We start from the raw sequence: 24567 nt of genomic DNA, 5'->3' as shown, positions 1-24567 counted from the left end.
CCCTTGGCGACCATTCTTCAGCCTGGCGAGATCGAAGCGGCGGCGACTTCACCGCCGTTTTTGCACCTGCCACCGATCAACCTGTTCGCCTTGCGGGCGCAACGTCTGGAAAAACTCGCTGACGGGCATCCACTCGCCGATTACCTGCGATTGGTGACCGACCTGTGCCGCGTCCAGCAAGACCTGTTGGACGATCCACCCGACACCGCGCCGCTCGATCCCGAGCGCCTGCACATCTGCCAACAACACGGATTGCCGCCGTTCGCCGCCGACAGCCTGGCGCGCGAGGACGCCTGGTTGCCGTACCTCGATGCCTTGTTGCAGCGCTATCAACCGCCGGCCAAGTCCGCTGTGGAACAAGCCGTCGCTGCGTTGCGCAACGCCACTACTGGACAACGCAAGGCCTGGGCGAACGCCTTGGTCAGCGGTCAATATTCATTGCTACCGGCAGCGCTGGTGCCGTTTCTCGGCGCTACGTTGCAGGCTGCCTGGAGTCATTGGCTGCTGAGCACGCCCGACCTGGTGTTGAAACCCGGCGACAGCCTCAGCCAGTGCCCGGCCTGTGGGTCGCCGGCCATGGCCGGGGTGATTCGCCATCGCGGCAAATACAACGGGTTGCGTTATCTGGTGTGCTCGTTATGTGCCTGCGAATGGCATGTGGTGCGGGTCAAGTGCGTGTATTGCGAGCACAGCAAAGGCCTGGAATACGTCAGCCTCGATGACGATCGCCATGCCGCCAATCAAGCCCCCTTGCGCGCCGAAACCTGTCCCGGCTGCCACCACTACCTGAAACTGTTGTACCTGGAAAACGACGCCGAGGCAGAAGCGCTTTCGGCTGACCTCACCAGCCTGATTCTGGACATGCGCCTGGAGCAGGAAGGCTACTTGCGCGCAGCACCGAATCTTCTACTCGCTCCGGGAGGCGATTAAGCACAACGACTACACTCAGGCGCGACGGTCAACGTTTGCGGGAGCGCCTGATGTCTGCCAGATCCGCCAGCCCAGCCTTGCGGCTGCCTTCCATCGACAGCTTGCTGCGTCATCCGGCGTGTCAGCCATTGGCCGAGCGCTACGGGCGGGATGCGTTGCTGGCCAGTCTGCGGCAACTGCTTGATGACCTGCGCGAGCAAGTGCTTTCAGGGCAACTCGACGCCGTCGAAATCACCCCTGAGGTCCTGGCCGGCAGAACCGGCGAACGCCTGGCGATCCAGCAGCGCAGTCATGTGCGCCGGGTGTTCAACCTGACCGGCACGGTCCTGCACACCAACCTCGGTCGCGCGCTGTTGCCGGAGGAAGCCATCAACGCGGTGCAAATGGCCGCACGCTATCCGCTCAACCTGGAATTCGATCTGCACAGCGGCAAGCGCGGCGACCGCGATGACCTGATCGAAGGCCTGATCCGAGAGCTGACCGGCGCCGAGGCGGTGACGGTGGTCAACAACAACGCGGCCGCCGTGTTGCTGACGCTCAACAGCCTGGGCGCGCGCAAGGAAGGCATTATTTCCCGGGGCGAACTGATCGAAATCGGCGGCGCGTTCCGCATTCCCGACATCATGGCCCGGGCCGGTGTCAGGCTGCATGAAGTCGGCACCACCAATCGCACCCATGCCCGCGATTACGAAGCGGCCATCGGTCCGCGCAGTGGTCTGGTGATGCGCGTGCACGCCAGCAACTACAACATCGAAGGTTTCACCGCACGCGTGCCGACCGCCGAACTGGCGGCGCTGGCGCATAAACACGGGTTGCCGCTGCTCGAAGACCTCGGCAGTGGCAGTTTGCTGGACCTGACTCGCTGGGGCTTGCCCGCCGAACCCACGGTGCGCCAGGCGCTGATCGATGGTGCGGACATCGTCACCTTCAGCGGCGACAAGTTACTCGGCGGTCCCCAGGCCGGTTTGATCGTTGGCCGCAAAGACCTGATCGCCAGGATCAAGAAGAACCCGCTCAAGCGCGCATTGCGCGTTGACAAACTGACCCTGGCGGCGCTGGAAGCGGTGTTGGGTTTGTACCGCAATCCGGATCGCTTGGCCGAGCGGCTGCCGAGTCTGCGCCTGCTGACCCGAGCGCAGGCCGACATCCTCGCCCAGGCTGAGCGCTTGCAACCGTCCCTGGCGCAGGCGGTGGGAGACGGCTGGAACGTCAGCGCGGTGCCGGCACTGGGCATGATCGGCAGCGGCAGCCAACCGGTGGCGCGATTGCCCAGCGCGGCGTTATGCCTGCGCCCGCTCGTCAGCAAACGCCTGCGCGGTCGGCAATTGCTGGCGCTTGAGGCAGCGTTTCGCCAATTGAGCATTCCGGTGCTGGGCCGGATTGACGATGACGCGTTGTGGCTGGACCTGCGGCAACTGGACGACGAAGCCGCGTGGCTGGCGCAACTCGATCAATTGCAGGTGCAAGAATGATTGTCGGCACGGCCGGGCACATCGACCACGGCAAAACGGCGTTGCTCCAGGCATTGACCGGCCAGGCTGGTGACCGGCGACGCGAAGAGCGCGAACGCGGCATGACCATCGACCTCGGCTATCTTTACGCAGCATTGGAACCGGGCGCGGCACTGACCGGGTTTATCGACGTGCCCGGTCACGAGCGTTTCACCCACAATATGCTGGCCGGGGCCCAGGGGATAGACCTCGTGTTGCTGGTGGTCGCCGCCGATGACGGCGTCATGCCGCAGACCCGCGAACATTTGGCGATTGTCGAACTACTTGGCATTCCACGGGCGCTGGTGGCCATCAGCAAATGCGACCGCGTCGATCCGGCCCGGGTGCAGACGGTGCGTGAACAAATCCAAACGTTATTGGCGCCGGGACCTTTTGCCGATGCGCCGCACATTGCGCTGTCGAGCGTGACCGGCGAAGGCGTCGAAGCCCTGCGTGCGGCCTTGCTGTATGCACAACGTGAGGTCCATCAGCGCAGCCCCCTCGGTGGTTTTCGGCTGGCGATTGACCGTGCGTTCAGCGTGGCCGGCGCCGGCATCGTGGTGACCGGCACCGCGTTATCCGGACAGGTTGCCGTGGGCGACACGCTGACACTCGGTCCGTTGGGCAAAGCGGTGCGGGTGCGGGGGCTGCATGCGCAAAATCAAACGGCAGACACGGCGGTGGCGGGCCAGCGTGTCGCCTTGAACCTGAGCGCCGAGCGGTTGGCGCTGGAGCACATTCACCGTGGCCACTGGCTGGTGGCCGAATGGCTATACGCACCGACCCAGCGCCTGGATATCGACCTGCGTTTGCTGGCCAGCGAAGCCAAGGCCTTCGAGCATTTTCAGCCGGTGCATGTTCACCTGGGCACCCAGGATGTCACCGGGCGAGTGGCGTTGCTGGAGGGTTCGAGCCTGGCGCCCGGTGAGCGAATGTTTGCGCAGGTCCTGTTGAATGCGCCGGTGCAAGCGGTGAAGGGCGATTCTTTGATTCTGCGCGACCAAAGCGCCCAGCGCACCCTCGGTGGTGGCCGGGTGCTCGACCCGTTCGCGCCGACCCGCCATCGCCGCAGTCCTGAGCGATTGGCGCAGCTTCAGGCGCTCGCGACATGCAGCGAACTGGAAGACGTTCTGCCTGCATTGTTGGTGAACAGCGATACCGGGCTCGATCCGCAGCGCCTTGAGCGTCAGTTCAACCGTGCGCGCGACACCTGGATTTTGCCGGCCGATATCCGCTTGATCGATACGCGCCAAGGGTCGTTGTTGTTTAGCGTAGCGCGCTGGGATGCCTCGAAAGCCGCGCTGCTGGAGCATCTGGCGCGCTTTCATCAACTCGAACCGGATCAAATGGGACCAGACCGCGACCGACTGCGGCGCTTCTCTGGAACAGCGCTGGACCGACCGACGTTCATCCGACTGGTCGACGAGTTGCTGGCCAGTGGCGTCATCCAGGCCAGTGGTCCTTGGCTGCATTTACCGCAACATCAGGTGCGCTTGAGCGAAGCGGATCAAGCCCTCTGGCAACGCCTGCAGCCGCGGTTCGAACAGGCCGGTTTCGATGCGCCATGGGTGCGCGACCTGGGCCATGACGAAGCGGCGGTGCGCCTGTTATTGCGCAAAATGGCCAGGTTGGGGTTGGTGCATCAAGTCGTTCGCGACCTGTTTTACACCGATGCAGTCCTGCGCCGATTGGCGGCTATGCTTGTGCAACTGGCGGCGCAGAACCCGGTGATTCAGGTCACGGCGTTTCGCGATGCCGTGGGCCTGGGACGCAAGCGCAGCATTCAGATTCTCGAGTATTTCGACCGGCTCGGCCTGACCCGTCGCATGGGCGACCAGCGCCATATACGCCTGGACAACGCCTTGGCTCAACACAACGATCACTGAAGTCAAGGAAGGCAATCGCGCCCGGTGGCGCGGCCGGGCTTCAAACCCGGTTGGGGACGGCATCCGTTCCCGGGCCGGTTCGACTCCGGCTGCCTTCCGCCAATTTTCGCTCAGAGATGCCCCAGGTTCAGCGGGTACTCGATGACCACATACACCCTGTCGATATCATCGCCCGCCTGGGCCGCGTTGGCCCGATGCGACACATGGGACAGTTGCAGGGACAACCCCTTGGCCGCACCGGATTGCACGATGTAGTGCAGGTCGATGTCGCGTTCCCAATGACGTCCGCCGTCGCCTTGTTGCGGCACGTATTCACCGGTCGACGCATCAAACGGGTTGTAGGCGCCGCCCTGTGGGGCGTGGGTGCCGTCAATCTGGCTGCCCGTGACATACCGCGTCATGAACTTCAGGCCCGGAATCCCGAAGGTGCTGAAATCGAAGTCGTAGCGTGCTTGCCACGATTGCTCGTGGGCACCGTTGAAGTCGGCGTACTTGATCGAGTTGGCCAGGTAGATCGAATCGCCGCCAACGAAATCGAAGGGGGTGTCGCCGTTGATTTTCTGATAGGCGAGGGTAAAGGCGTGCGCATCGACCGTGTATTTGCCCGACAGGCTGAACGCGGTGTTGTCGATTGCGCCGGCCAGCGCTTCGCCGGTGTCCCGCGTGTGGTAGAGATTGGCGTCGAGGAACACCCCAGGCTGCTTCAGGTGCAGGTTGGCGTAGTACTGATGCCAGGTGTCGGTGAGTTCGGACGCATAGAGCGCGCCGCCGACAGGACTCTGAGTGAACAGGTCAGTGCCGACAAAGGTAATACCGCCGGCCTCGGTGTTGGCGCCGTAACCAAAGAAGTTGCCCTTGCTGGAAGAGCTGTCCTGGTTCTTGAACGCCGTGAAATGACCGGCGACCAGATTGACGCCATCGATTTCGTGGCTATTGAGCAGAAAACCGGTGGCGTATTCCGGTTGCAGGCGTTTGTCCGCCGTGTCGAACACCGGGGTTTCGACCATCATTTCACCGAACGCCAGGGTGGTGCGCGAAGCCTTGATTTTAAGCGCGCCACCGCCACTGGAATAGTTGTCTTCGCTGCGACCTTCAGCGTCCACGGGCAGCAACCCTGTCCCGGAATGCCCTTTGCCGCTATCCAGTTTAAAGCCCGCAAAGGCATGGGCGTCGAGCCCAAACCCGATTATCCCCGGTGTGAAACCGGATTCAAAAGAGCCGATAAAGCCTTGAGCCCACTCCTGTTTGTAGCTTTTACCGGTAGAAGAGGGAGATCGGTAATCACTGTTCAAATAGAAATTTCGACTGAGCACATCAAGCGTTGCACCGTCGAGAAAGCCTTGTGCGGGTTCGTCAGCCAGCGCTGCGCCGGCGAACAGCGCCGGGATCCAGAAGGATAATCCGGCGCGAAAGTCTTGCTTGCCAAATTTCATCGATCAATCACCACGGTGCAGCGGCTGCGCAACATCCGCAGCCGCTGGCTTTGTATGTAACCGATTAATGGCCTTCGGAGGCGCCGAACATGGTTTTGGCGTAGATCAGGCCCAGACCGTACGAGCCACCGTTGGCAATCGAGGTTTTCACGGTTTCATCGTAGGTTTCGGTACGTGCCCAGTCGCGCTGCAGTTCGAGCAGGTATTGCAGCGAGGTCATCGGACGAGCGCCGATCTGGATCATCCGCTGCATGGCCATTTCATGGGCTTCGGTGCTGACGTCGCCGCAAGCATCGGCAATCACGTACACCTCAAACCCTTGGTCGATGGCCGACAGCGCCGGGCCGACGATGCACACGGACGTCCAGAGACCGGCCAGGACGATCTTCTGTTTGCCGATCTTGTTGACTTCAACGGCGATGCGTTCGTCTTCCCAAGTGTTCATGCTGGTACGGTCGATGACGTTGTGTTCCGGGAAGACCGACTTGATTTCATCGAAAATCGGGCCGGAAAAGCTCTTTTCCGCAACGGTGGTGAGGATGGTCGAGACCTTGAAACCACGGGCAGCCTTGGCCACGAGCGCGGCGTTGTTGCGCAGGGTAACGGCGTCGATCGACTTGGTCGCAAACGACATCTGCGACTGGTGATCGATCATGATCAGGGTGTGGTCGGTCGGGGTCAGCAGGGTTTTGCCAGGAACAGCTTTTGCGATAGCCATGACGATGTCCTTACGGGTGAATGAGGAGGCCATGTTTACGCAAATCCAGGCGGCGGGATTGAATCGGTGTGCTGTGTTTTTGCCAAATCCGGGCTGGCACACGCGCTCAATAGCGCAGGCTCTCTTCTCGCATCTGTGCAAAGCGCGCCATTGCCGCGTCATCGAAGGCTTGTGCGGCCTGCGGCGCGGCGCCGTCGCGGATGGCTTGCCACACCGATGTCGAGCCAATCGAACCGCGGGTTGCCACGAGATTGAATTGAGTGGGATACAGCGCATGCAAGGTGACGAGTAGCGACAGTCCCAGGCTGGCGACGGGGCGTCGATCAGCGGTCTGGTCGCGAACGATGCTGACGCCATGACACACTTGCCCGTGCCAGGTCGATTCGGTGGGGACGAAATCGATCGGCGCGAAATGCGCGCCAGCCTGTAGCGCATTCAGCGCGCTCGCCAACCGCGTCGCATCGATCCACGGCGCTCCGAACCACTCGAACGGGTGCGGCGTTCCGCGCCCCACGCTGACATTCGCACCTTCCAGCAAGCCAACATCCGGGTACAGGTCGAGTTGGGCCAGCGTGCGCAGGTTCGGCGATAGCGGCACCCAACCGAGGCCAGTGTCGGTAAAGGTCATGTCGCGCCGGTAGCCTTGCATCGGCACCACGCGCAGATCCGCCCCGAGGTGCTTGTGACGATTGAACAGGTTTGCCAGCTCACCGACGGTCATGCCCGGTTGCAGTGGCGCGGGGAAATAGCCGGTGAACGATTCGCGCTGACTGTCCAGCAGGGGGCCGCCAAAGCGCTGCGCACCGAGCGGATCGGGCCGGTCCAGGACAAACAACGGAATGTGATGCGCCGCAGCCGCCTCAAGGGCGTAGCCAAGCGTTGTCTCATAGGTAAAGAAGCGGACGCCGGCATCCTGGATGTCGAAGATCAGCGCATCGAGCCCTTGCAGTGAGCCGGCCGGAAATCGCTGCTTTTCGCCGTAGAGACTGTGCACGACCAGTCCCGTTGCGGCGTCGCGTGTGTCGCCGACCCGTTCGTCCACATCGCTGTCGAGCCCGTGTTCAGGCGAGAACAATGTGACCAGCCTGACGCCTGGCGCGTGGGCAAGCACGTCGATGGTGCGCCGGCCCGCAGCATCGAAGCCGCTGCGGTTGGTGATCATCCCGATGCGCTTTCCGGCGAGCGGGGCGAACTGTTGCGCCTCGAGCACGTCGATGCCGGTTTGAACCGGTCCCGTGGAGATCGGCAGACGTTTGGCGGCCAGGAGCGCGGGCATCGCCGACGGCAGCGCCTGGCCGATCTGCATGGCGCTCGCCGGCGCCCCGTGACTGGCCAGCAACGCGAGCAACTGAGCGCGAAGCGGGCGGGCGTCGCCACGATCGTCCGGGTACACACGGTTGGTCAGTATGACGATGAACTGGCGTGTCACCAGGTCGATCCACAGGCCCGTGCCGGTGTAACCCGTATGGCCGATGCCGCCAATGGGCGGGAGGCGGTCATGGTTGGGCACCAGCGGTGCACTCAGCTCCCAGCCAAGTCCGCGCCAGGGTTCGCTTGTGAACGGCGAGGACGCAGCCGCCAGCGCGGCGATACTGGCGGGCCTGAGTATCTGCGCGGCGCCGGCGCGGCCATCATTGAGGAGCATTTGCGCGAAGCGTGACAGGTCATCCGCCGTTGAAAACAGCCCTGCATTCCCGGAGACGCCCTGCATCCACCGAGCCAATGGGTCGTGCACTCGCCCGCGCAGCAGGCCGGCCTTGTTGGCGAGGGTCGGCGCACTGCGCGCGACTCGCCCTGCGTCCGGCACGAAGAGTGTGTCACGCATGCCGAGCGGTGCAAAAATGTGCGTCCTGCAATAGACGTCAAGCGAAAGGTGGGTGATGCGTTCGACCAATTCGCCGAGGACCACGAAATTCAGGTCACTGTAGATGACCCGTGCGCCGGGTTCGTCAAGCAGGGGCTGCGCTGCGATGGCGCTCAATACGCCTTGGCGTGCGCCCGACGGAGGCCGCACGGGCAAGCCCGGACGCAGTCCCGAGGTGTGCGCCAGCAGTTGGCGCACGGTCACCGCCTCTTTGCCATCCGAAGCAAAGGCTGGCCAGTAGCGGGCAACCGGTGCATCCAGGTCGATACGGCCGGCTTCGGCCAGTTGCATGATCGCCGTGGTGGTGGCGATGACCTTGGTGAGTGATGCGAGATCAAACTCGGTGTCCAGCGTCATCGGTTCGGGGGAGGGCGTCGTCATGCGTTGGCCAAAGGCTTGGCGATAGAACACGTGCGTGGCATCGCCGATCAGGACAACGGCCCCCGGCAGGCGCCCGGCAGTGATCTGCGCTGCAACAATCTGCGCGGCTTGCAGGCGCGTCGGCGCATCCAGATCGATAGCGACGGCAAACTGGGCGGACATTGCCAAACAGAGCCACAGTGCCCAGCGTTCAAACGCTGCGATCAATGATGCGGCAGATCGGCGGCTTCGTAGTGATTGCGCGGGTTCCATAACATCCATCCATCAGTACCGGCCGCGTCGGCGGCATCAACCTGAGCCTTGATCGCCGCCTGGTCAAACAGCCGATGATCGAACGCATAGTCGCGAAAAGCCTGTAACCAGGGACGAAAGCGTAGGCCGGGCAGTTTTGTGCGGTGCTTCGCCTCCGCCAGGGAGCGCCTGACGATCTGGCCGGGATCCTCCGTCGGGTTGGTCAGGCCCGGTAGCCCCCAAGTGAAGCTGGAGGGGTACAACATCGGAGAAATGTAGTCGAGCGCCGCACCGAGCAATTCGATTTGCTGGCCGATGGCAGTGTCGTCGAGATTCCAGCAGACGTAGCCGAAGATATCCGCCGAGATGAAGACGTTGTAGGGCGCGAGCCGTTGACGCGCCTCCTTCAGGAACCCGACGATTGCCGCCGTCCGGTTGGCCCGGGTGTTGGCGAGCGCAAAACGTAACCCGCTCTTGTCGGGAAAGCGCACATAGTCGAACTGGATTTCATCGAAGCCCATGCGTGCGGCCTCCTCGGCGAGATCAAGATTGTGTCGCCAGACCTCGTGGGAAAACGGATCCATCCATTGCAGGTTTTCAAGATCCCGCCACGGCGTGCCGTCCGCGGTATGCACGCTCCACTGTGGGTGCGCGTCGGCGAGGGGATCGTCCTTGAACACCACGATGCGGGCGATCAGGTAGAAGTGCCGCGCACGCAGTTTTGCCAGCAGCCCGGGAAAGTCTCGTGATTGAGGTGCGGGGCGACTCGCGTGGGCCGCTGCGCCAATCGCCTCGCGGGCCGCGCTGCGATAAGGCGTCAAGCCGCGATCACCCTTGACGTCGATGACCAATGCATTGACGTCGGTGCTGTCGGCCAGGCTGACGACTTTGTCACGTAACAGCGAACTGGTGACGCCGAACACCGACAGATAGACCGCTTTGGGGCGAAACGGGGTCAATGTGAGCACGCTGGGCGCTTCGTCGGGCACAAGCGTCACCTCGGTGCGCAGGTAGCCCGGGGCTCTGGCCGCGATGGTTGTGTCCGCAGAGTCGGTTTCGAAGTGCCCCAGTTCGTCGGTTTGCATCACGGCGCCCGAGGTCGTGACCGTTGCGCCGGCAATCGGCCTTTGGGTGTCGGCGTCCAGTACGACACCGCTGACGGCAAAGGCCTGATCAGACAGCAAGGCGGCGATGAGCAGCAACGTTGGAGTCGCCTGGCGCCTCAAGGCGCGGATGAAGGTCATCGTGTGCTCCCTGCCGTGGGCTGAGGCCGGGTATCCGGTTCGCCAAGCAGACGGGCGAAGGTCTTGGCTGCGTAGGCGTCGATCATCAGATAGCGCGGCAGGGCGAGCAGGCGCGCGTGCCGGTCAGCCTTTTTTTCCTCAAGTGTAAAAGCCGCGATGTAGCCTTCGTCGGCGGCTTGTGCGATCAACTCGTCGTCATAGAGGCCGAACGGCCAGGCGAGCATGTCGACCGTGCCACCGGTTTGCGATTCGATCCGTCGCCGCGATTTGTCCAGTTGCTGGTGAACGAACTGGCGGAAATCAGCCGGGGAAAGACGCCGACGCTCGATGTTGAAATTGGGATGCCAATAAGTGTGCGACTGGATCTCGACGAGGCCAGTTTGCTTCAAGGTTCGCAGCTGCTCCCAGGTCAACGCATAGGCGGCATTGGAAATCGCCGACGGGTAGACAAACAGCGTCACTGGAAAATGCTCGCGCAGCATCACCGGCAGCAGCTTGTCGAATACCGAACGATGCCCGTCATCGACAGTGATTGCGACCGGTTTGTCCGGTAACGTCGCATCGGGATTTCGCAGCCAGTCGACTACCGCACGCAGCGTGACGAAGTGGTAGCCATGCGAACGCAAGACCCCCAGTTGACTGTCGAACGTGCTCATGCGCACCGTCATCGAGTCGTCCGCAGTGTCCGAGAAGCGGTGGTACACGAGGATCGTGACAAGTGGTTCGGTGGGGTGCGCCGCCCCCCAGGACAATCCGCAGGCGCACAGTAAAACGGCGAACAGCAGAGCCCGTGACACGACGCGGTCTTTGATCCACGGCAGGATGTTCCCGTACATGTCAGCTCCCGCGATCGAATGCACCATTTTCCCGCAGGAAGGCGGCAGTCAGGGCAGTACTGTCGAGTATCTGCAGATGACGCGTCACACAATCAGCGGGCAGACGAAACGGCGGCACGGTGTCTGTGATCGCGATGTGTTCAAAGATCGCTGAGTCGAACAGTTGACTGCCTGCGGTAAACAAACCATGAGTGGCGGCCGCGAACAAGCGTGTGGCACCGGCCTTCTGGCAGGCAAGACCAGCGTGTTTCAGCGTTTCCCCCGTGCTGATCAGGTCGTCGTAAATAATCGCAGTCTTGCCGCGCACATCGCCGATCAAGAGGGTGCCCGTCAGCGTGGTATGGGCACGGTGTTTTTCCATCACCGCGCTGCCGACCGAACGTCCCAGCTGTCGCTCCAGCGCCTGACGAAATTGTTCGGCTCGCTTGGTGCCACCTGAATCCGGGGATACGGCAACCACTTCAGTGTCGCCGACGTGCGGGGCGAAATGCTCGGCAAACAGTTCCGCGCACTGCAGGCTCCACGCCGGCCTGCGAAACGCGTTATCGAACGCGGCCGGATTGTGCACTTCCAGGGTGATCAGGCGATCCACGCCACAGGCTTCAAAAAATGCCGCCACGTAGCGCGTGATGGTTGGGTCCTGAGGCTGGCTGCGGCGGTCCTTGCGCCCGTAACAGAGGTAGGGTGTCATCACCTGCACCTGGCGAGCGCCAGCATCCTTGAGGGCTGCGCAGAAAAACAGCAGACGACACAGCTTATCGTTAGCGCTCTGCCGCTCATCCCCATACAAGGCATGGAACACCACGACCTCGCGCCCGTTTACCGGATCCAGTGGACGGCATTTGTGCTCGCCGTCTTCATAATCACGCTCCTCATGGCGCGCCAACGAGCAGCCAAGCCGCTGCGCGACGCGGGCGGCATAGAACTCGCTGCCTTGCAGGGCAAAAAGAAGCGGGGGCAGGGTGAGCATGCAGGACTCCTTTGAAGCCGTTGCCAAGTGCGCATCATCTACCGTCAGCGGGCGGCGCCATGCCGCACAACTTCAATGCAAAACTCCCGGCATCAGCCCAGAGGAGGGCGATGACAGCCTGCGCTCAACTGCTTGAGCTGTTCCAGGTCGAGGATTTTCACGTCACGGCCCGATATTTCCACTAACCGTTGGTCCCGCAGGTGCGCAATGCCCCGGCAGATGGTTTCCAGGCGCAGGCCCAGGTAGGAACCGATCTCCTCGCGGCGCATTTTCAGGACAAAGTTGCGGGATGAATACCCGCGCAGGTTTAGCCGTTGCGACAGGTTCAGCAGAAATGCGGCCAGGCGCTCATCGGAGTTCATGCTGCCCAGCATCATCAGCACGTCGTGATCGCGGACGATTTCGCGGCTCAATATCTTGTTCAGGTTGTGCTGCAGTGAGGGCAGCTCGCGGGCCAGTTTTTCCAGGTTGGCGAAATGGACGGGGCACACTTCGCTGTCTTCCAGCGCGTAGGCATCGCAGATGTGCTGTTCAGTGCTGATGGCGTCAAGGCCGAGCATTTCGCCGGGCATCTTGAACCCGGTGACGTGCTCTCGACCCTCTTGCGAGAGCACGCAGGTCTTGAACGAACCGATACGCACGGCGTACAGCGAGCGCAATGGGTCGCCTGCGCGATAGAGGGCGGCGCCTTTTTTGACTTTGACGCGTTGCACGATCAGCGTATCCAACTGCTCGATTTCCGGGCCGGAGAGGCCTGGCGGCAAGCACAGATCCAACACGCTGCAGTTGGAACAGGCGGCCTTGGGATGATGCACTGGATAGGGTTGAGCGGCAGGCATGTCGAAGGCTCCTTGATATCGACTGTTTAAGCATAGTTTTCTGAACGCTGCGGGGGGGCATCGACCATCAATTCGAGGCGGTTTTAGACGAGTGGATCCATGTCCGATGGCGTTACAGCAATGTGCCTGAGCGGCTTACACCCATTGAGCCCATCAAAAAGGGGTCAGTATTTCACTCCGCTATTGGCCATGTGGTTTGTTGATAAATATCAGAGGACACCGCCGATGACACTTGGATACTTGGCTTGACTGACCTATCAGGTCGGTAGCCACCAAGGAGTCGATCATGAAAAAGTGTTTGCCTGTTGCCTGGCTCGGCATTCTCCTGGCAACCACTGCCGGGTGCAGCGATAAGTACGCCCAGGAAATGAGTGCACGCCTGGAGTTAGCTGAAAACAAAGCAGCGATGGCACGGCTACGGGCCGATCAGGCGTACACCAGGGCGTTACTGGCTGCGGAAGTAGCCCGAAAGGCACAACAGACTGCCGATGAGGCCAACAGCCGCACGGCCGGTAAAGCGCCACGCAAATGAAGAAACGAGCATCGAGCCCTGACAGGAACACAGGGCTGTAACAGCGCAGGTAAGCAGTGGCGGCGAGGTACGAGATATTGAAACTCAAACGGATTTTGTTGATCGCACCCTCGGACATGACCCGAACTCCGGCATTTGATCGCGCTGAGGCGCTCGCCTGCGCCATGGGGGCGTTATTGCACATCGTTGCATTCGACTATGTCCAGGCGCTGGCACTGGCCGGGTTGGTGGATCACGATGCGATGGCCCAGGCGCGGGAAGGCTATTTGCAAGTGCATCGTCACTGGCTGGAACAACAGGCCCGGTTTCAACGGTGTATCGGCTTGCCGGTGACCACTGAAGTGGTCTGGGCAAAACCGACCCTGGCCCACACGCTGGAGTACGTGAATGATTTCCACGCGGACCTGGTGATCAAGGACACTCAGTGTGTCCATGCGCTGGGTCATGCGTTCCACCGTCCCCTTGACTGGTGGTTGCTGCGCAACTGCCCGGCCCACTTGCACTTGGTGACCGACGCCAGAAATCCCAAGCCATTGAAGATCCTCGCCGCCGTCGATCTGTCTCACCTGGAGGACCTGACCCAGGGGCTGAACGATCGGGTACTCGATCTGGCGTCGACGCTGGCGGCTTCCTGCGGCGCCGCCTTGCACCTGCTCAATGTCAGCAGTTGGTCGGTGATGGATGACTCGGTCACGAGCGTGCCGACGGCCAGCCTGCAGGACAGTTTGCGAGACGCGGTCACTGATACGCAGGAAGAAGCCTTCGAGGTGCTTGCCGATCGTTTTGGCGTCGAGAAACAACATCGGCATCTGTTGGCTGGCATCCCCTATAAAGTCATCGAGCAGTTCGCCCGGCACAATGCTTTCGACATGGTGGTGCTGGGCACGCTGTATCACCGTGGCCTCGACCGGTTCATCGGCAGTACCGCTGAAAGTGTGTTGAACCGCGCGCCCTGCAGCCTGGTAATCGTCAAGCCGTTGCCGTGGCTTGACTGAAACGGCGCTCCGTCGTGGCCGCGCTTGATAAATATCAACGACCGCCGGCCTGTAACGAGCGATCTATGACGTTTACACGAGCGATCCAGGAGACGGGCATGCGAATGACATTTCTCGGCGCCGCAGGCACCGTCACAGGTAGCAAATACTTGCTGGAGCACCGTGGTCGGCATGTGCTGATCGATTGCGGTTTGTTTCAGGGTTATAAGCAATTGCGACTGCACAACTGGGACCCGTTTCAGCTTCCGGTTTCCGACCTCGACGCCATCGTACTGACCCATGCCCATCTGGATCACAGCGGCTATCTGCCGGTGTTGGTGCGCAATGGCTATCGCGGACCGGTGTATGCCACGCCCGCCACCTGTGAACTGGTGGCAATCCTGCTATTGGACAGTGGACGTCTGCAGGAAGAAGAAGCCGAGTTTGCCAATCGGCACGGCTTTTCCAAACATACGCCGGCATTGCCGCTTTACACCGAGAAAGATGCCGAGCGAGCACTGAAACTGTTGCGGCCGGTGGAATTGCATCATCGAGTCAACATTCTTCCTGACGTTGCCATCCTGCTACGCGGTGCCGGGCATATCCTCGGCGCGGCCACGGTGGAGGTCACCGCCGATGGCATCACACTGCTGTGTTCCGGGGATTTGGGGCGTCCGGAAGATCCGCTGATGTTCGCCCCGGAATCCGTCGAACAGGCGGATTATCTGCTGGTGGAATCGACCTACGGCGACCGTAAACATCCGCAGGAATCGCCGCAAGCGCAGTTGGCCGAGGTCATCACCCGCACCACGCTGCGCCACGGCATTACCCTGGTGCCATCGTTCGCGGTAGGCCGTGCCCAGTTGCTGATGTACCACCTGTATCGACTCAAGCAACAACACGCGATTCCCGACGTGCCGATCTACCTCAACAGCCCCATGGCCACCGACGTCACGCATTTGTACCAGCGCTTCGGCAGCGAGCACCGATTGTCAGCACAGGATTGCGAAGGCATGTGCAGTGTCGCGCATTTCGTGCGAACCACCCGTGAGTCCATCGAGCTGGACCAGCAGCGCACCCCGGCGGTGATTATCGCCGCGAGCGGCATGGCCACCGGTGGACGGGTGATCCACCACCTCAAGACGTTGGCCCCCAACCCGATCAACACCTTGCTGATTCCCGGGTTTCAGGCTGGCGGTACCCGTGGCGCGCACATTATCGCGGGCGCGCCTTCGGTGCGTATTCATGGCAAGGACGTGCCGATTCGCGCCGAGGTGGTGCCGATGGAAACCCTGTCTGCCCATGCGGATGCCGACGAAATCATGCAGTGGTTGCGCGGTTTCAAACGACCGCCCAAACACACCTTCGTCGTGCATGGGGAGCCTAATGCCTCGGATGTGCTGCGCCGACGTATCAGCGTGGAATTGGGATGGTCGGTGTCGGTGCCGGAGTATCGCGAAAACGTCGAACTCACCCGCAACGATTCATCGCCGTAACGCACGTTTGCACTCGCCTGTACGGCAGGAGAGAGAATGAGCACCGCCGTGGTCGCGACCCCAGATCATCCAGCAATCGTTTCGCGCGGGCTGAACAACCCGGTTGCTACGTCTTGATCAACATGTAAGACGTTCAAGTCCTAAGCTCTACCTCGAAAGCGGCAGATGATTTATCGCGAGGGACGGCCGTGTTTTCGAGGTGCCCACTTCAATGCTCAGTAAATGGCGGGACCCCATCCTGTTGCTGCTCACGACCCTGACATTGCTGGCCGGTGGCGCTGCGCAGGTTGCGCAAAAATCCGACTGGGCCTCGATGAGCTGGGCCGCGGGCAGTCTGGTGATGGCGTTGGTACTGCTCGTCGAGATCGTCGGGCGTCTGGCTCGGCGCGAGGCGGGTGTAGACCTGATCGCGCTGCTGTCGATCGCCGCCGCCCTGGTGTTTAAGCAGACGCTGGTCGCAGCGGTGATTGCCTTGATGCTGGCGACCGGACGGACCCTGGAGTTTTTCACCCGGCAACGCGCCGAGCGCGAGCTCCGTGCGCTGATCGACAGGGCACCGCGTTTTGCCTGGCTGCAGGAGGAGGGCGGTTTGCGGCAGATCCCCGTTGAACAGATCCAGCCACATCAAACACTGTTGGTACGCCTGGGGGAGGTGGTGCCGGTGGATGGTCGCCTGCTGAGTCCTTCGGCCATTCTGGACGAATCGGCGCTCAGCGGTGAATCGTTGCCAGTGACCCGTCGAGAGGGAGAGCCACTGCCCAGCGGCGTCTCCAATGTTGGCGCTCCCATCCTGCTGATCGCTACGCGAACGGCCGAGCAAAGCACCTACGCCGCAATCGTGCGACTGGCCGAGGCCGCACGCCGTTCGCGGGCGCCTTTCGTGCGTCTGGCCGACCGCTATGCGCTGGTCTTCATCCCTCTGACGCTGCTGATCGCCGCATTGGCCTGGCAACTCAGTGGCGATCCCTTGCGAGCGCTGGCGGTGTTGGTGGTGGCGACACCTTGCCCATTGATCCTGGCGGTGCCCATTTCGATCCTGTCTGGGATTTCCAGGGCGGCGCGGCGCGGGATCCTGATCAAGGACGGAGCGACCCTGGAAGCGCTGGCCGGGATCAAGCAAATGTTTTTCGACAAGACCGGCACGCTGACCAGCGGGCATGCCCGTTTGCAGTCGATCGAAGTCAACGGGGTGGCCGATCCGCAGCAATTGCTTGGCCTGGCGGCGTCGCTGGCACAGGCCTCGACGCACCCGATTTCCCAGGCGATTGTCGAGGCGGCGCAACAGCGCCAGGTGCCACTCAGCGTCCCGCAGGAGGTGGAAGAAAGTCCCGGTTCGGGTCTTTGTGGGCTCATCGATGGCAGGCGGGTGCGATTCGGCACATTGTCTTTTGCTCACCGGGACGCCCCCGTGTCAGATTGGGCCACCGCCATGCTGCGCCACATGGACTATCTGGCGTGCGCTGGAAGCTTCATCGAGGTGGATGGACAGCTTGCCGGCCTGCTGGTGTTCTCGGACAACGTTCGGCGCGAAACCCCGCAAACGCTGCGTCGACTGCGCAACCGAGGCATCGAGAGGATCGTCATGCTCACCGGGGATCGTCTGGAACCCGCCGAGATGATCGCCCTGTCTGCTGGAATTGACGAACTGCGGGCCGGGTTGACCCCAGAGGAAAAAGTGCGTGCCGTTCAGGAGGGTTGCCTGCGCACCAGCACGCTGATGGTCGGCGATGGCATCAACGATGCCCCCGCATTGGCGGCGGCGAACGTCGGCGTCGCGATGGGGGCCAGCGGTGCGACGGCTTCTGCGCAAGCCGCCGGTGTCGTGCTGCTGGTGGATCGTCTGGATCGGCTCGTCGAGGCGCTGGACATCGCCCGACGCACCCGCCACATTGCCCGTCTTGGCGTGCTGGCCGGCATGGGCATGTCGCTGCTGGCCATGGTGGTGGCGGCCCTCGGTTATCTGCCGCCACTGATCGGCGCCGTGGTGCAGGAGGGCATCGATGTGCTGATTATCATGAACGCGTTGCGCGCATTGGGGCCATTGTGGGGGCGGCGGCAGCAAAAGCTGACGGCGGAGCATATCGATCGCCTGCAAGATGAACACCAGCAACTGTCCAATGTGCTGAGCGAGCTGCACCAGATGGCCAGTGACTTTGCCTGGCGCCCGGTTGAGCAAGCGCAGGCCGACTTGCTGGAACTGGTCGACAAGCTGCAAACCTCATTGGCGGACCATGAACGCGATGATGAAAAAACACTGTATCCGCTGCTGACGCAAAGCATGCCCGGCGAAGACCCGATGTCAGCGATGAGTCATGCTCACCGCGAGATTTTTCGTCTTATCCATCTTTTGGCGCGCATGAGCCGTGATTTTTGTGCTGATCCGGCAGCGACGTCCGCCGACGAGATTCAGCATCAGTTGATTCGTCTGGATACCCTGGTGCGACTGCACTTTGATCAGGAGGAGGAGTTGTTCCGCTTTCTTGATGGGCGTTAGAAGCCTTGTTCCAGCACACAGCGCCTTTGCGCAGTCTTTCCTCGGTGCCCATATGTTAAGGAAGAAAATATGAGTCATGAAAGTCCAGCCACCAAAGCCGAGCGTCTTCGCATTCCGCGCACGATCTGGGCGTTGGGCTTTGTCAGCCTGTTCATGGATCTGTCTTCCGAGCTGGTACACAGCTTGTTGCCTGTATTTTTGGTCACGACATTGGGTGCGAGTGCATTGACCGTCGGCGTGATCGAGGGTGTTGCCGAGTCGACCGCCATGCTCGTCAAGATATTCTCTGGCGCTATCAGCGACTTTATTGGTCGGCGCAAAGGATTGCTGTTGCTGGGATATGGTTTGGCCGCGCTGAGCAAACCCCTGTTTCCTCTGGCGCACTCGGTTGAAGTGGTCTTTACCGCACGTTTTCTGGACCGTATCGGCAAAGGCATTCGTGGTGCGCCTCGCGATGCTTTGGTCGCCGATGTTTCGCCGCCTGAAATCCGTGGGGCCTGTTTTGGTTTGCGCCAATCAATGGACACCGTAGGGGCTGTTCTTGGCCCGGCGCTGGCCATCTTGCTGATGCTCTGGTTTGCCGATCTCCAGCTTGTCCTGTGGTTTGCGGTGATCCCCGCAACAATCGCGGTGGCTCTGATTGTCGCCGGCGTAAAAGAACCCACACAGGTCTCCAGCGAACACACCTTCCGATCGCCTATCCATTGGCGAGTCCTTCACGAGTTCTCTACTGGATACTGGTGGGTCGTGATTGTGGGAGGGGTGTTTACGCTGGCCCGTTTCAGCGAGGCGTTTTTGGTATTGCGTGCGCAGGAGACTGGTCTGTCGGTCACCTGGATTCCGCTGGTGATGGTGGTCATGTCGATTTTCTACACGTTTTCCGCTTATCCCGCCGGCTGGCTGTCTGATCGTATGAGCCGTACGAAGCTGCTCTGCGTGGGGATGGGGTTACTTGTTTTGGCGGATCTGGTGCTGGCTCAGTCCAGTTCTGTCATCGCGATGATGCTGGGCGTCGCATTGTGGGGACTTCATATGGGATTCAGCCAAGGCATTCTTGCCTCGCTGGTAGCCGATACAGCGCCTGGAAAACTCAAGGGCACCGCCTTCGGCATTTTCAATCTGGTCAGCGGCGTGTGCATGCTGATCGCCAGTGTCCTGGCGGGCGGGTTATGGCAAAGCTTCGGATCAGGCAGCACGTTCTTCGTGGGGGCAGTGTTTGCCGCGACAGCTTTACTCTTGCTCTTACTGAAGAGAAAGTGATTCTTCAGTAAGAGCAAGCCAGGCGTCAGCACCGCAGGCTTCACTCAAAATGTTTATCACTTTTCAACCAGGATTCAAACGCTATCGCGGGCATCGGGCGAGCGTAGAGATAACCCTGTCCTTGGTCGCATCCGATGCTTCTCAGAAAAGAACTCTGCTCAGCGGTCTCCACGCCCTCCGCAACAATCTTGAAGCCCAGGGCATGTCCCAATTCAACGACGGTTTTGGTGATGGCCGCATCATTTTTGTCGTGAGGCAGATCGGAAACAAAGCTGCGATCAATTTTCAGACTGTTGATGGGCAGCATCTTTAGATAAGCCAGGGATGAGTAGCCTGTACCAAAGTCATCGATCGCCGTCGTGATCCCCAGGCTTTGGAGCGTACTCAAGACTTCTCTGGAGTGCTCTGGACTTGCCATCATCAAACTCTCCGTAACTTCTACCTCCAGGACACTCGCGGGTAAATCATATTTATATAACGCCGCTCGAAGTGTTTCGACGTAATCAGTTCTGTCGATTTGTATAGCCGCCACATTGACAGCGACGACCCCGCAAGCAATATCACTATCAATCCAGTGCCGAATGTCGCGGCAGACCCTGTCGACAACTTGCTCACCGATCTGGATTATCAGTCCCGTACTTTCTGCCAAGGGAATGAAGTCTGCCGGGCAAATGAGGCCGTGAACCGGATCCCGCCAACGAACCAGTGCCTCGGCGCCTTCAACCTTATCGCTCATCAGGTTGATTTTTGGTTGGTACCAAACTTCAAACTCATGGTTTTTTACGGCACGACGCAGGGAGCGCTCCAGGATCAGACGTTCCTGCGCACGCAGGGTCATCTCAGGCTGATAGAAGCGGTAGTCGTTGCGGCCTCCTTCTTTGGCGCCGTACATGGCTGTATCCGCTTGACGGAGCAATTGTTCCGGCGTTTCGCTATCTTGCGGTGCCACGGCAATCCCGATGCTGGCGGTCAGCAGCGTAGAGTTTCCCCGTAGATCAAAAGGCTCCTGGAGAGACATCAGTAGTTTTTTCGCGACGACGATGGCATCGGTTGGCTGGCTGAGGTTGTTCAAAATGACCGCAAACTCGTCTCCGCCTATTCGAGAGATCGTGTCCTCAAGGCGTATACACTGCGAAAAGCGAATACCGGCTTGCTGCAGTAGCAAGTCTCCCATCGAGTGGCCAAGGCTATCGTTTACCGTTTTAAAGCCATCCAGATCGACCAAAAGCACTGCCAGTGCCTGGTCATAGCTTAAGGAAAGATCCAGGGAGTGCTGGAGTCTTTCCTGGAAGAGGAGGCGATTGGGCAGACCGGTAATCGGGTCATAATGCGCCATGCGGTCAAGCTCGGATTGCGACTGATTGATAGCTGACATATCTGAAAAAACAGCCACATAATTGATCGGCTGACCGAATTCATCGAGCACCGTATTTATCGTCATCCACTTCGGATAAAGCGTGCCATTTTTTCTACGATTCCAGAGCTCACCGCGCCAAAATCCATTCGCCTTGAGGGTCGCCTGGATATCTCGGTAGAAATCGAGATCTTGCTCCTCTGAAATAAGAATAGAGGGCTTCAACCCTATAGATTCTTCTGCGCTGAATCCTGTGATGTCAGAGAATGCTTTATTGATCGATACAATATGACCTAGGGCATTAGTGATAATCACCCCGTCGGCGGTATTCTCCAAGACAACGCCCGCGAGTCGTAATTGTTCGGTACGTTGTTTTATTTCAGTGATGTCAGTAGAAATACTGAGGACGCCTGTTTGCTGACCATCATTGTCGTAAAGAACACACTTGGTTGTAAGGTAAACATGAGTAGTGTTATTTCTGTCGATCGCTTCCTCAAAGCGCATGGCACTTCCAGTGGCGAGAACCTGTTCGTCATTTTGACGTTGGGTGCCAGCCTCTTCAGAGGTCAGAAAGCTTTCACGCGGCCTGCCGTTCATCTGCGCAAATGATAAGCCTACTGCACGCTCAAACATGAGATTGCAAAGTTGAAGATTTCCCTGAAGATCGAACACATAAATCAGCGACGGTGCATTATCCACTACATCCTGAAGCAAGGTCGTTTGAGAGAGTAACGCCTGCTCAGCTTTTTTACGGTCGGAAATATCTCGAACCACCGCATACAACATCAACTTGCCCGACAAAGCGACGGTGGAGAGAGTGACTTCAGCTGGAAATACCACCCCGTCTGCACTTTTATGGAGCCATTCAAAACGATGAACACCTTTTTCCATGGCCATGTTCAACATCACTTGTGCTTTCTTTGTCGTGCATTGACCATCGCTTTGAAAAGGAGGAGAAATATCGGTGGCTTTGACTTCATGCAGTGTTTCCAAGTCTTCATAACCGAATAACTTGAGTGCTGCGGTGTTGGCATCACTACAAATGCCTCCACGACGCAGGATCCAGATCGGATCTGGCGAACGCTCAAACAGGGCGCGGAAGCGTGCTTCACTTTGCACTAAAGAGAGCTCTGCAATCTCACGCTCTTCAATTTCCTTGGCGAGCTGCGCATGACGCTGGCGAATCAGGCGGTGACTTCGGCTGAGTTGAGCCGCAAGAAAGGTAAAAAAGCCAGTGCAGGTCAGCGCAAAAATAAACAAAGGTGAGGTGAAGAGTGTGTTGCTCCTCCAGCCTTCCCGAGGAATCGCCGCGAGTTGCCAGGTGCCGCCAGGCACATCGACAGAGGTTGTAATGGCATCTTCTGTAAATATTGCAGGGTTTCCCCAGATCATTTTTCCATTGTTGCCTAACCCATCCGCACCTCGTAAGGCCAGCTCAAGCGTCCCACGCGCATTGATGCCACCGGCTTCAAGCAATGCATCAACATCAGCCACAACCGACGCGGCCCCCCAGTAACGATCAGTACCGTCGTCGGCGGTGACAAACACCGGGCGCCGATGGACGAACCCCCGTCCTCCCTGGAAAAGGTCAATAGGGCCTGCCAGCACCGGGACTCTTGACTCCCGAGATCTCAATACCGCAGCGTACTGACCGGGCAGATTGCGATAATCAACGCCTAAAACGCCTTCATTACCTTTGATGGGATAGACACTGCGAATGACGTCGTTGGGAGCAAGCGCGATGTGATGGATATGTGATTGCAGAGCCATTGCCTGCTCTGCCATGCCCTCAAAATGCGCAGTTGTTATGCCGCCGTCCAACCTCAATAGCTGAACAATACCTTCCGTTGCGTCAAACGTAGCGTTTATTTGGCCTTCTAAATGAGCTCGGACGCCCGTTAGTTTAGAAGTGACTTGTGCTCTGTCCTTGTTTGATTCTTGCTGGACTTCCAGGTGCCCAAGCGTCACTGAAAGCAAAGTACCTAACAACAAGATGCTAATAGGGAGCAACACGGATCGAAGCGACCAGTTGTGCGAAAGGATCGTAGCTGGTGCCAAACCTGGGTTCGCCATCCGTAATTCTTCCAATGTTTAAGCCCCCGTTATTTTGTGATGGGCAGGTCTTGATGTTTCTGACGTCCGTTTCGCAAATAGTTGCCGATGTCCTTTCAAGGTCAGGATCAATACCTATACAAAATAAATATCATGTCTAAGGGGTGGAAAAAGTAGGGCATTCAGTCATCGGTCAGATAAAACTCCTGTCATAGGCTTCGGGCAAACTTTTGCAAAACCCTTCCTGTAGGTGGTTACTGGAAAACTTTCGCATTAACGCTCTAAATCTTTTGAGGGTAGAGAAGTCGAAAGGTGCGTTTTACCGCGTGAAATAAAGAGAAAAAACATAATTTTGTCTGCCTTGGGATCGCAAATAGGCCTTATGGGCCCCCTCTGTCGTTTTTTAAACGGCGATCTGCTTGGAGTACAGCAGGTTGCATGGCAATAAATAAGACGTTTCGTCGGCTTCCTTGACGGGCTCGAACTCTGCTCTGCGGTGACCGGATACACTCGTTCACCCTTCATAGGCCCACTCGGCGTTTCGGTGATGGTGTCCACCTTTTTTGCCCATGCCAAACCTATGAGTCGAAATACCCGATGAGTGATTTTGAAGATACAGCGCGTGAAGTGCTTTCGTTCTTGCGGCAACGGCTAGGGTTCGATTTGTGGATGGTTACCCGGGCCGACGGCGATGACTGGACTGTTCTGCATTGCGAAGATCATGGCTATGAAATTCAGCCAGGCAAAATTCTCAATTGGAGTGATTCTTTTTGCAGTCACATGGTCAAGGGGTTCGGGCCACGAATAGCGCCGAATGTCGGGCTGGTACCTTGCTATGCAGCGGCACCCATCAGTCGCCAGCTGACCATCAACTCCTACATTGGTGTGCCACTTCTCCTGTCCGATGGCTCCTTGTTCGGCACGCTGTGCGCCATTGATCCATCGACTCAACCTGAAAAAATCAGGGAAGACCAAGCACTCATTGAAATGGTCGCCAAGGTGCTCAGCAAGATTTTGCAAATGGAATTGAGGGCCGATGAAGAGGCGAGCAGAGCGGAGCGATTTGAAGCTCAGGCGCTTAACGATGCCTTGACGGGACTTTATAACCGTGCCGGCTGGGATCAGTTGGCTGCGGCTCAGGATATTCGAAACCGTCGTTACGGACATGCCTCAGCGGTTGTGATTGTTGATATAGACGATTTGAAACTCATCAATGATGGCAAAGGTCATGCTGCGGGTGACAGTGCGCTCAAGAGTGCCGCTGACGCCTTGAATCACGCGTCGAGATCCGGCGATATCGTTGCAAGGCTGGGGGGAGATGAGTTCGGAGTCATCGGCGTCAATTGCGACAGAGTTGGCGGCGAGGCGCTTCGCGAGAGGGTCAATCAGTCACTTCAACTGTTGGGCGTCAGTGCTTCTGTCGGTTTAGCCATGGCTAACGCTTCCAACAATATCAGCTCGGCCATGACGCTCGCTGACCATGAGATGTATGAGCAGAAGCGCCTGAAAAAATTGGTAGAAGTGGCTTCTCCCGTACTTTGAGATTTACCGACAGGTACTTTGACCAGGAACGTGGTTCCACG

17 protein-coding genes and 1 tRNA gene are annotated in these 24567 nt (G+C 59.2%); 10 read left to right on the top strand and 8 right to left on the bottom strand.

Annotated elements, in window-relative coordinates; genetic code table 11:
* Positions 1–3 precede the first annotated feature (3 nt).
* From fdhE to QRN31_RS24350, 4 genes are all read left to right on the top strand, one after another.
* The gene (gene fdhE / locus QRN31_RS24365) at positions 4–930 is read left to right on the top strand and encodes a formate dehydrogenase accessory protein FdhE (RefSeq protein WP_285435039.1); all 927 of its coding nucleotides are present in this window, start codon (positions 4–6) and stop codon (positions 928–930) included.
* A 50-nt stretch (positions 931–980) separates the two neighbouring features.
* The gene (selA, locus tag QRN31_RS24360; RefSeq protein WP_285435038.1) at positions 981–2402 is read left to right on the top strand and encodes an L-seryl-tRNA(Sec) selenium transferase; all 1422 of its coding nucleotides are present in this window, start codon (positions 981–983) and stop codon (positions 2400–2402) included.
* Positions 2399–4306 carry a selenocysteine-specific translation elongation factor gene (gene selB / locus QRN31_RS24355; RefSeq protein WP_285435037.1) on the top strand — a complete coding sequence of 636 codons (1908 nt, stop codon included), beginning with the start codon at positions 2399–2401 and terminating at the stop codon, positions 4304–4306. The genes selA and selB overlap by 4 nt, the downstream gene beginning before the upstream one ends.
* 6 nt (positions 4307–4312) lie before the next feature.
* A tRNA-Sec gene (locus tag QRN31_RS24350) sits at positions 4313–4408 on the top strand.
* 8 nt (positions 4409–4416) lie between these two features.
* On the opposite strand, the gene QRN31_RS24345 is transcribed toward QRN31_RS24350, so the two are convergent.
* The 7 genes from QRN31_RS24345 to QRN31_RS24315 all read right to left on the bottom strand — a co-directional run bounded on the left by QRN31_RS24345 (position 4417) and on the right by QRN31_RS24315 (position 12822).
* Positions 4417–5739 carry an OprD family porin gene (locus QRN31_RS24345; RefSeq protein ID WP_285435036.1) on the bottom strand — a complete coding sequence of 441 codons (1323 nt, stop codon included), beginning with the start codon at positions 5737–5739 and terminating at the stop codon, positions 4417–4419.
* A 64-nt stretch (positions 5740–5803) separates the two neighbouring features.
* Positions 5804–6457 carry a hydrolase gene (locus tag QRN31_RS24340; RefSeq protein WP_017338794.1) on the bottom strand — a complete coding sequence of 218 codons (654 nt, stop codon included), beginning with the start codon at positions 6455–6457 and terminating at the stop codon, positions 5804–5806.
* Between the two features lie 106 nt (positions 6458–6563).
* Positions 6564–8864, bottom strand: a complete 2301-nt coding sequence (locus tag QRN31_RS24335; RefSeq protein ID WP_285435055.1) for a serine hydrolase — start codon at positions 8862–8864, stop codon at positions 6564–6566.
* A 41-nt stretch (positions 8865–8905) separates the two neighbouring features.
* A complete protein-coding gene (locus QRN31_RS24330) occupies positions 8906–10177 on the bottom strand; it encodes a putative glycoside hydrolase (protein ID WP_285435035.1) in 1272 nt (423 codons plus the stop codon).
* Complete coding sequence (locus QRN31_RS24325) at positions 10174–11013, bottom strand: polysaccharide deacetylase family protein (RefSeq protein ID WP_285435034.1); 840 nt, start codon at positions 11011–11013, stop codon at positions 10174–10176. The genes QRN31_RS24330 and QRN31_RS24325 overlap by 4 nt, the downstream gene beginning before the upstream one ends.
* A 1-nt stretch (position 11014) precedes the next feature.
* The gene (locus QRN31_RS24320) at positions 11015–11983 is read right to left on the bottom strand and encodes a ribose-phosphate diphosphokinase (protein ID WP_285435033.1); all 969 of its coding nucleotides are present in this window, start codon (positions 11981–11983) and stop codon (positions 11015–11017) included.
* A gap of 92 nt (positions 11984–12075) precedes the next feature.
* The gene (locus QRN31_RS24315) at positions 12076–12822 is read right to left on the bottom strand and encodes a helix-turn-helix domain-containing protein (RefSeq protein ID WP_285435032.1); all 747 of its coding nucleotides are present in this window, start codon (positions 12820–12822) and stop codon (positions 12076–12078) included.
* Positions 12823–13108: 286 nt separating this feature from the next.
* Between QRN31_RS24315 and QRN31_RS24310 the strand changes: the two genes are divergently transcribed.
* From QRN31_RS24310 to QRN31_RS24290, 5 genes are all read left to right on the top strand, one after another.
* Positions 13109–13354 carry an Lpp/OprI family alanine-zipper lipoprotein gene (locus tag QRN31_RS24310; RefSeq protein ID WP_285435031.1) on the top strand — a complete coding sequence of 82 codons (246 nt, stop codon included), beginning with the start codon at positions 13109–13111 and terminating at the stop codon, positions 13352–13354.
* 74 nt (positions 13355–13428) lie between these two features.
* Complete coding sequence (locus tag QRN31_RS24305) at positions 13429–14349, top strand: universal stress protein (protein ID WP_285435054.1); 921 nt, start codon at positions 13429–13431, stop codon at positions 14347–14349.
* A gap of 98 nt (positions 14350–14447) precedes the next feature.
* Positions 14448–15824, top strand: coding sequence for an MBL fold metallo-hydrolase RNA specificity domain-containing protein (locus QRN31_RS24300; RefSeq protein WP_285435030.1), 1377 nt, complete (start codon positions 14448–14450; stop codon positions 15822–15824).
* 211 nt (positions 15825–16035) lie between these two features.
* Complete coding sequence (locus QRN31_RS24295; protein WP_285435028.1) at positions 16036–18318, top strand: heavy metal translocating P-type ATPase; 2283 nt, start codon at positions 16036–16038, stop codon at positions 18316–18318.
* 69 nt (positions 18319–18387) lie between these two features.
* The gene (locus tag QRN31_RS24290) at positions 18388–19578 is read left to right on the top strand and encodes an MFS transporter (RefSeq protein ID WP_285435027.1); all 1191 of its coding nucleotides are present in this window, start codon (positions 18388–18390) and stop codon (positions 19576–19578) included.
* Positions 19579–19618: 40 nt separating this feature from the next.
* On the opposite strand, the gene QRN31_RS24285 is transcribed toward QRN31_RS24290, so the two are convergent.
* Positions 19619–23005, bottom strand: coding sequence for a bifunctional diguanylate cyclase/phosphodiesterase (locus QRN31_RS24285; RefSeq protein WP_285435026.1), 3387 nt, complete (start codon positions 23003–23005; stop codon positions 19619–19621).
* Between the two features lie 576 nt (positions 23006–23581).
* On the opposite strand from QRN31_RS24285, the gene QRN31_RS24280 reads away from it, so the two are divergent.
* Positions 23582–24526 (top strand): sensor domain-containing diguanylate cyclase, encoded by a 945-nt coding sequence (locus tag QRN31_RS24280; protein ID WP_285435025.1) that lies wholly within the window; start codon positions 23582–23584, stop codon positions 24524–24526.
* Positions 24527–24567: the final 41 nt, after the last annotated feature.

This window comes from Pseudomonas sp. fls2-241-R2A-110 (assembly GCF_030209165.1).
Classification (GTDB): Bacteria; Pseudomonadota; Gammaproteobacteria; order Pseudomonadales; family Pseudomonadaceae; genus Aquipseudomonas.
Note: the sequence above shows the minus strand (reverse complement) of the source record. Positions and strands in the feature narration are given on the sequence as shown.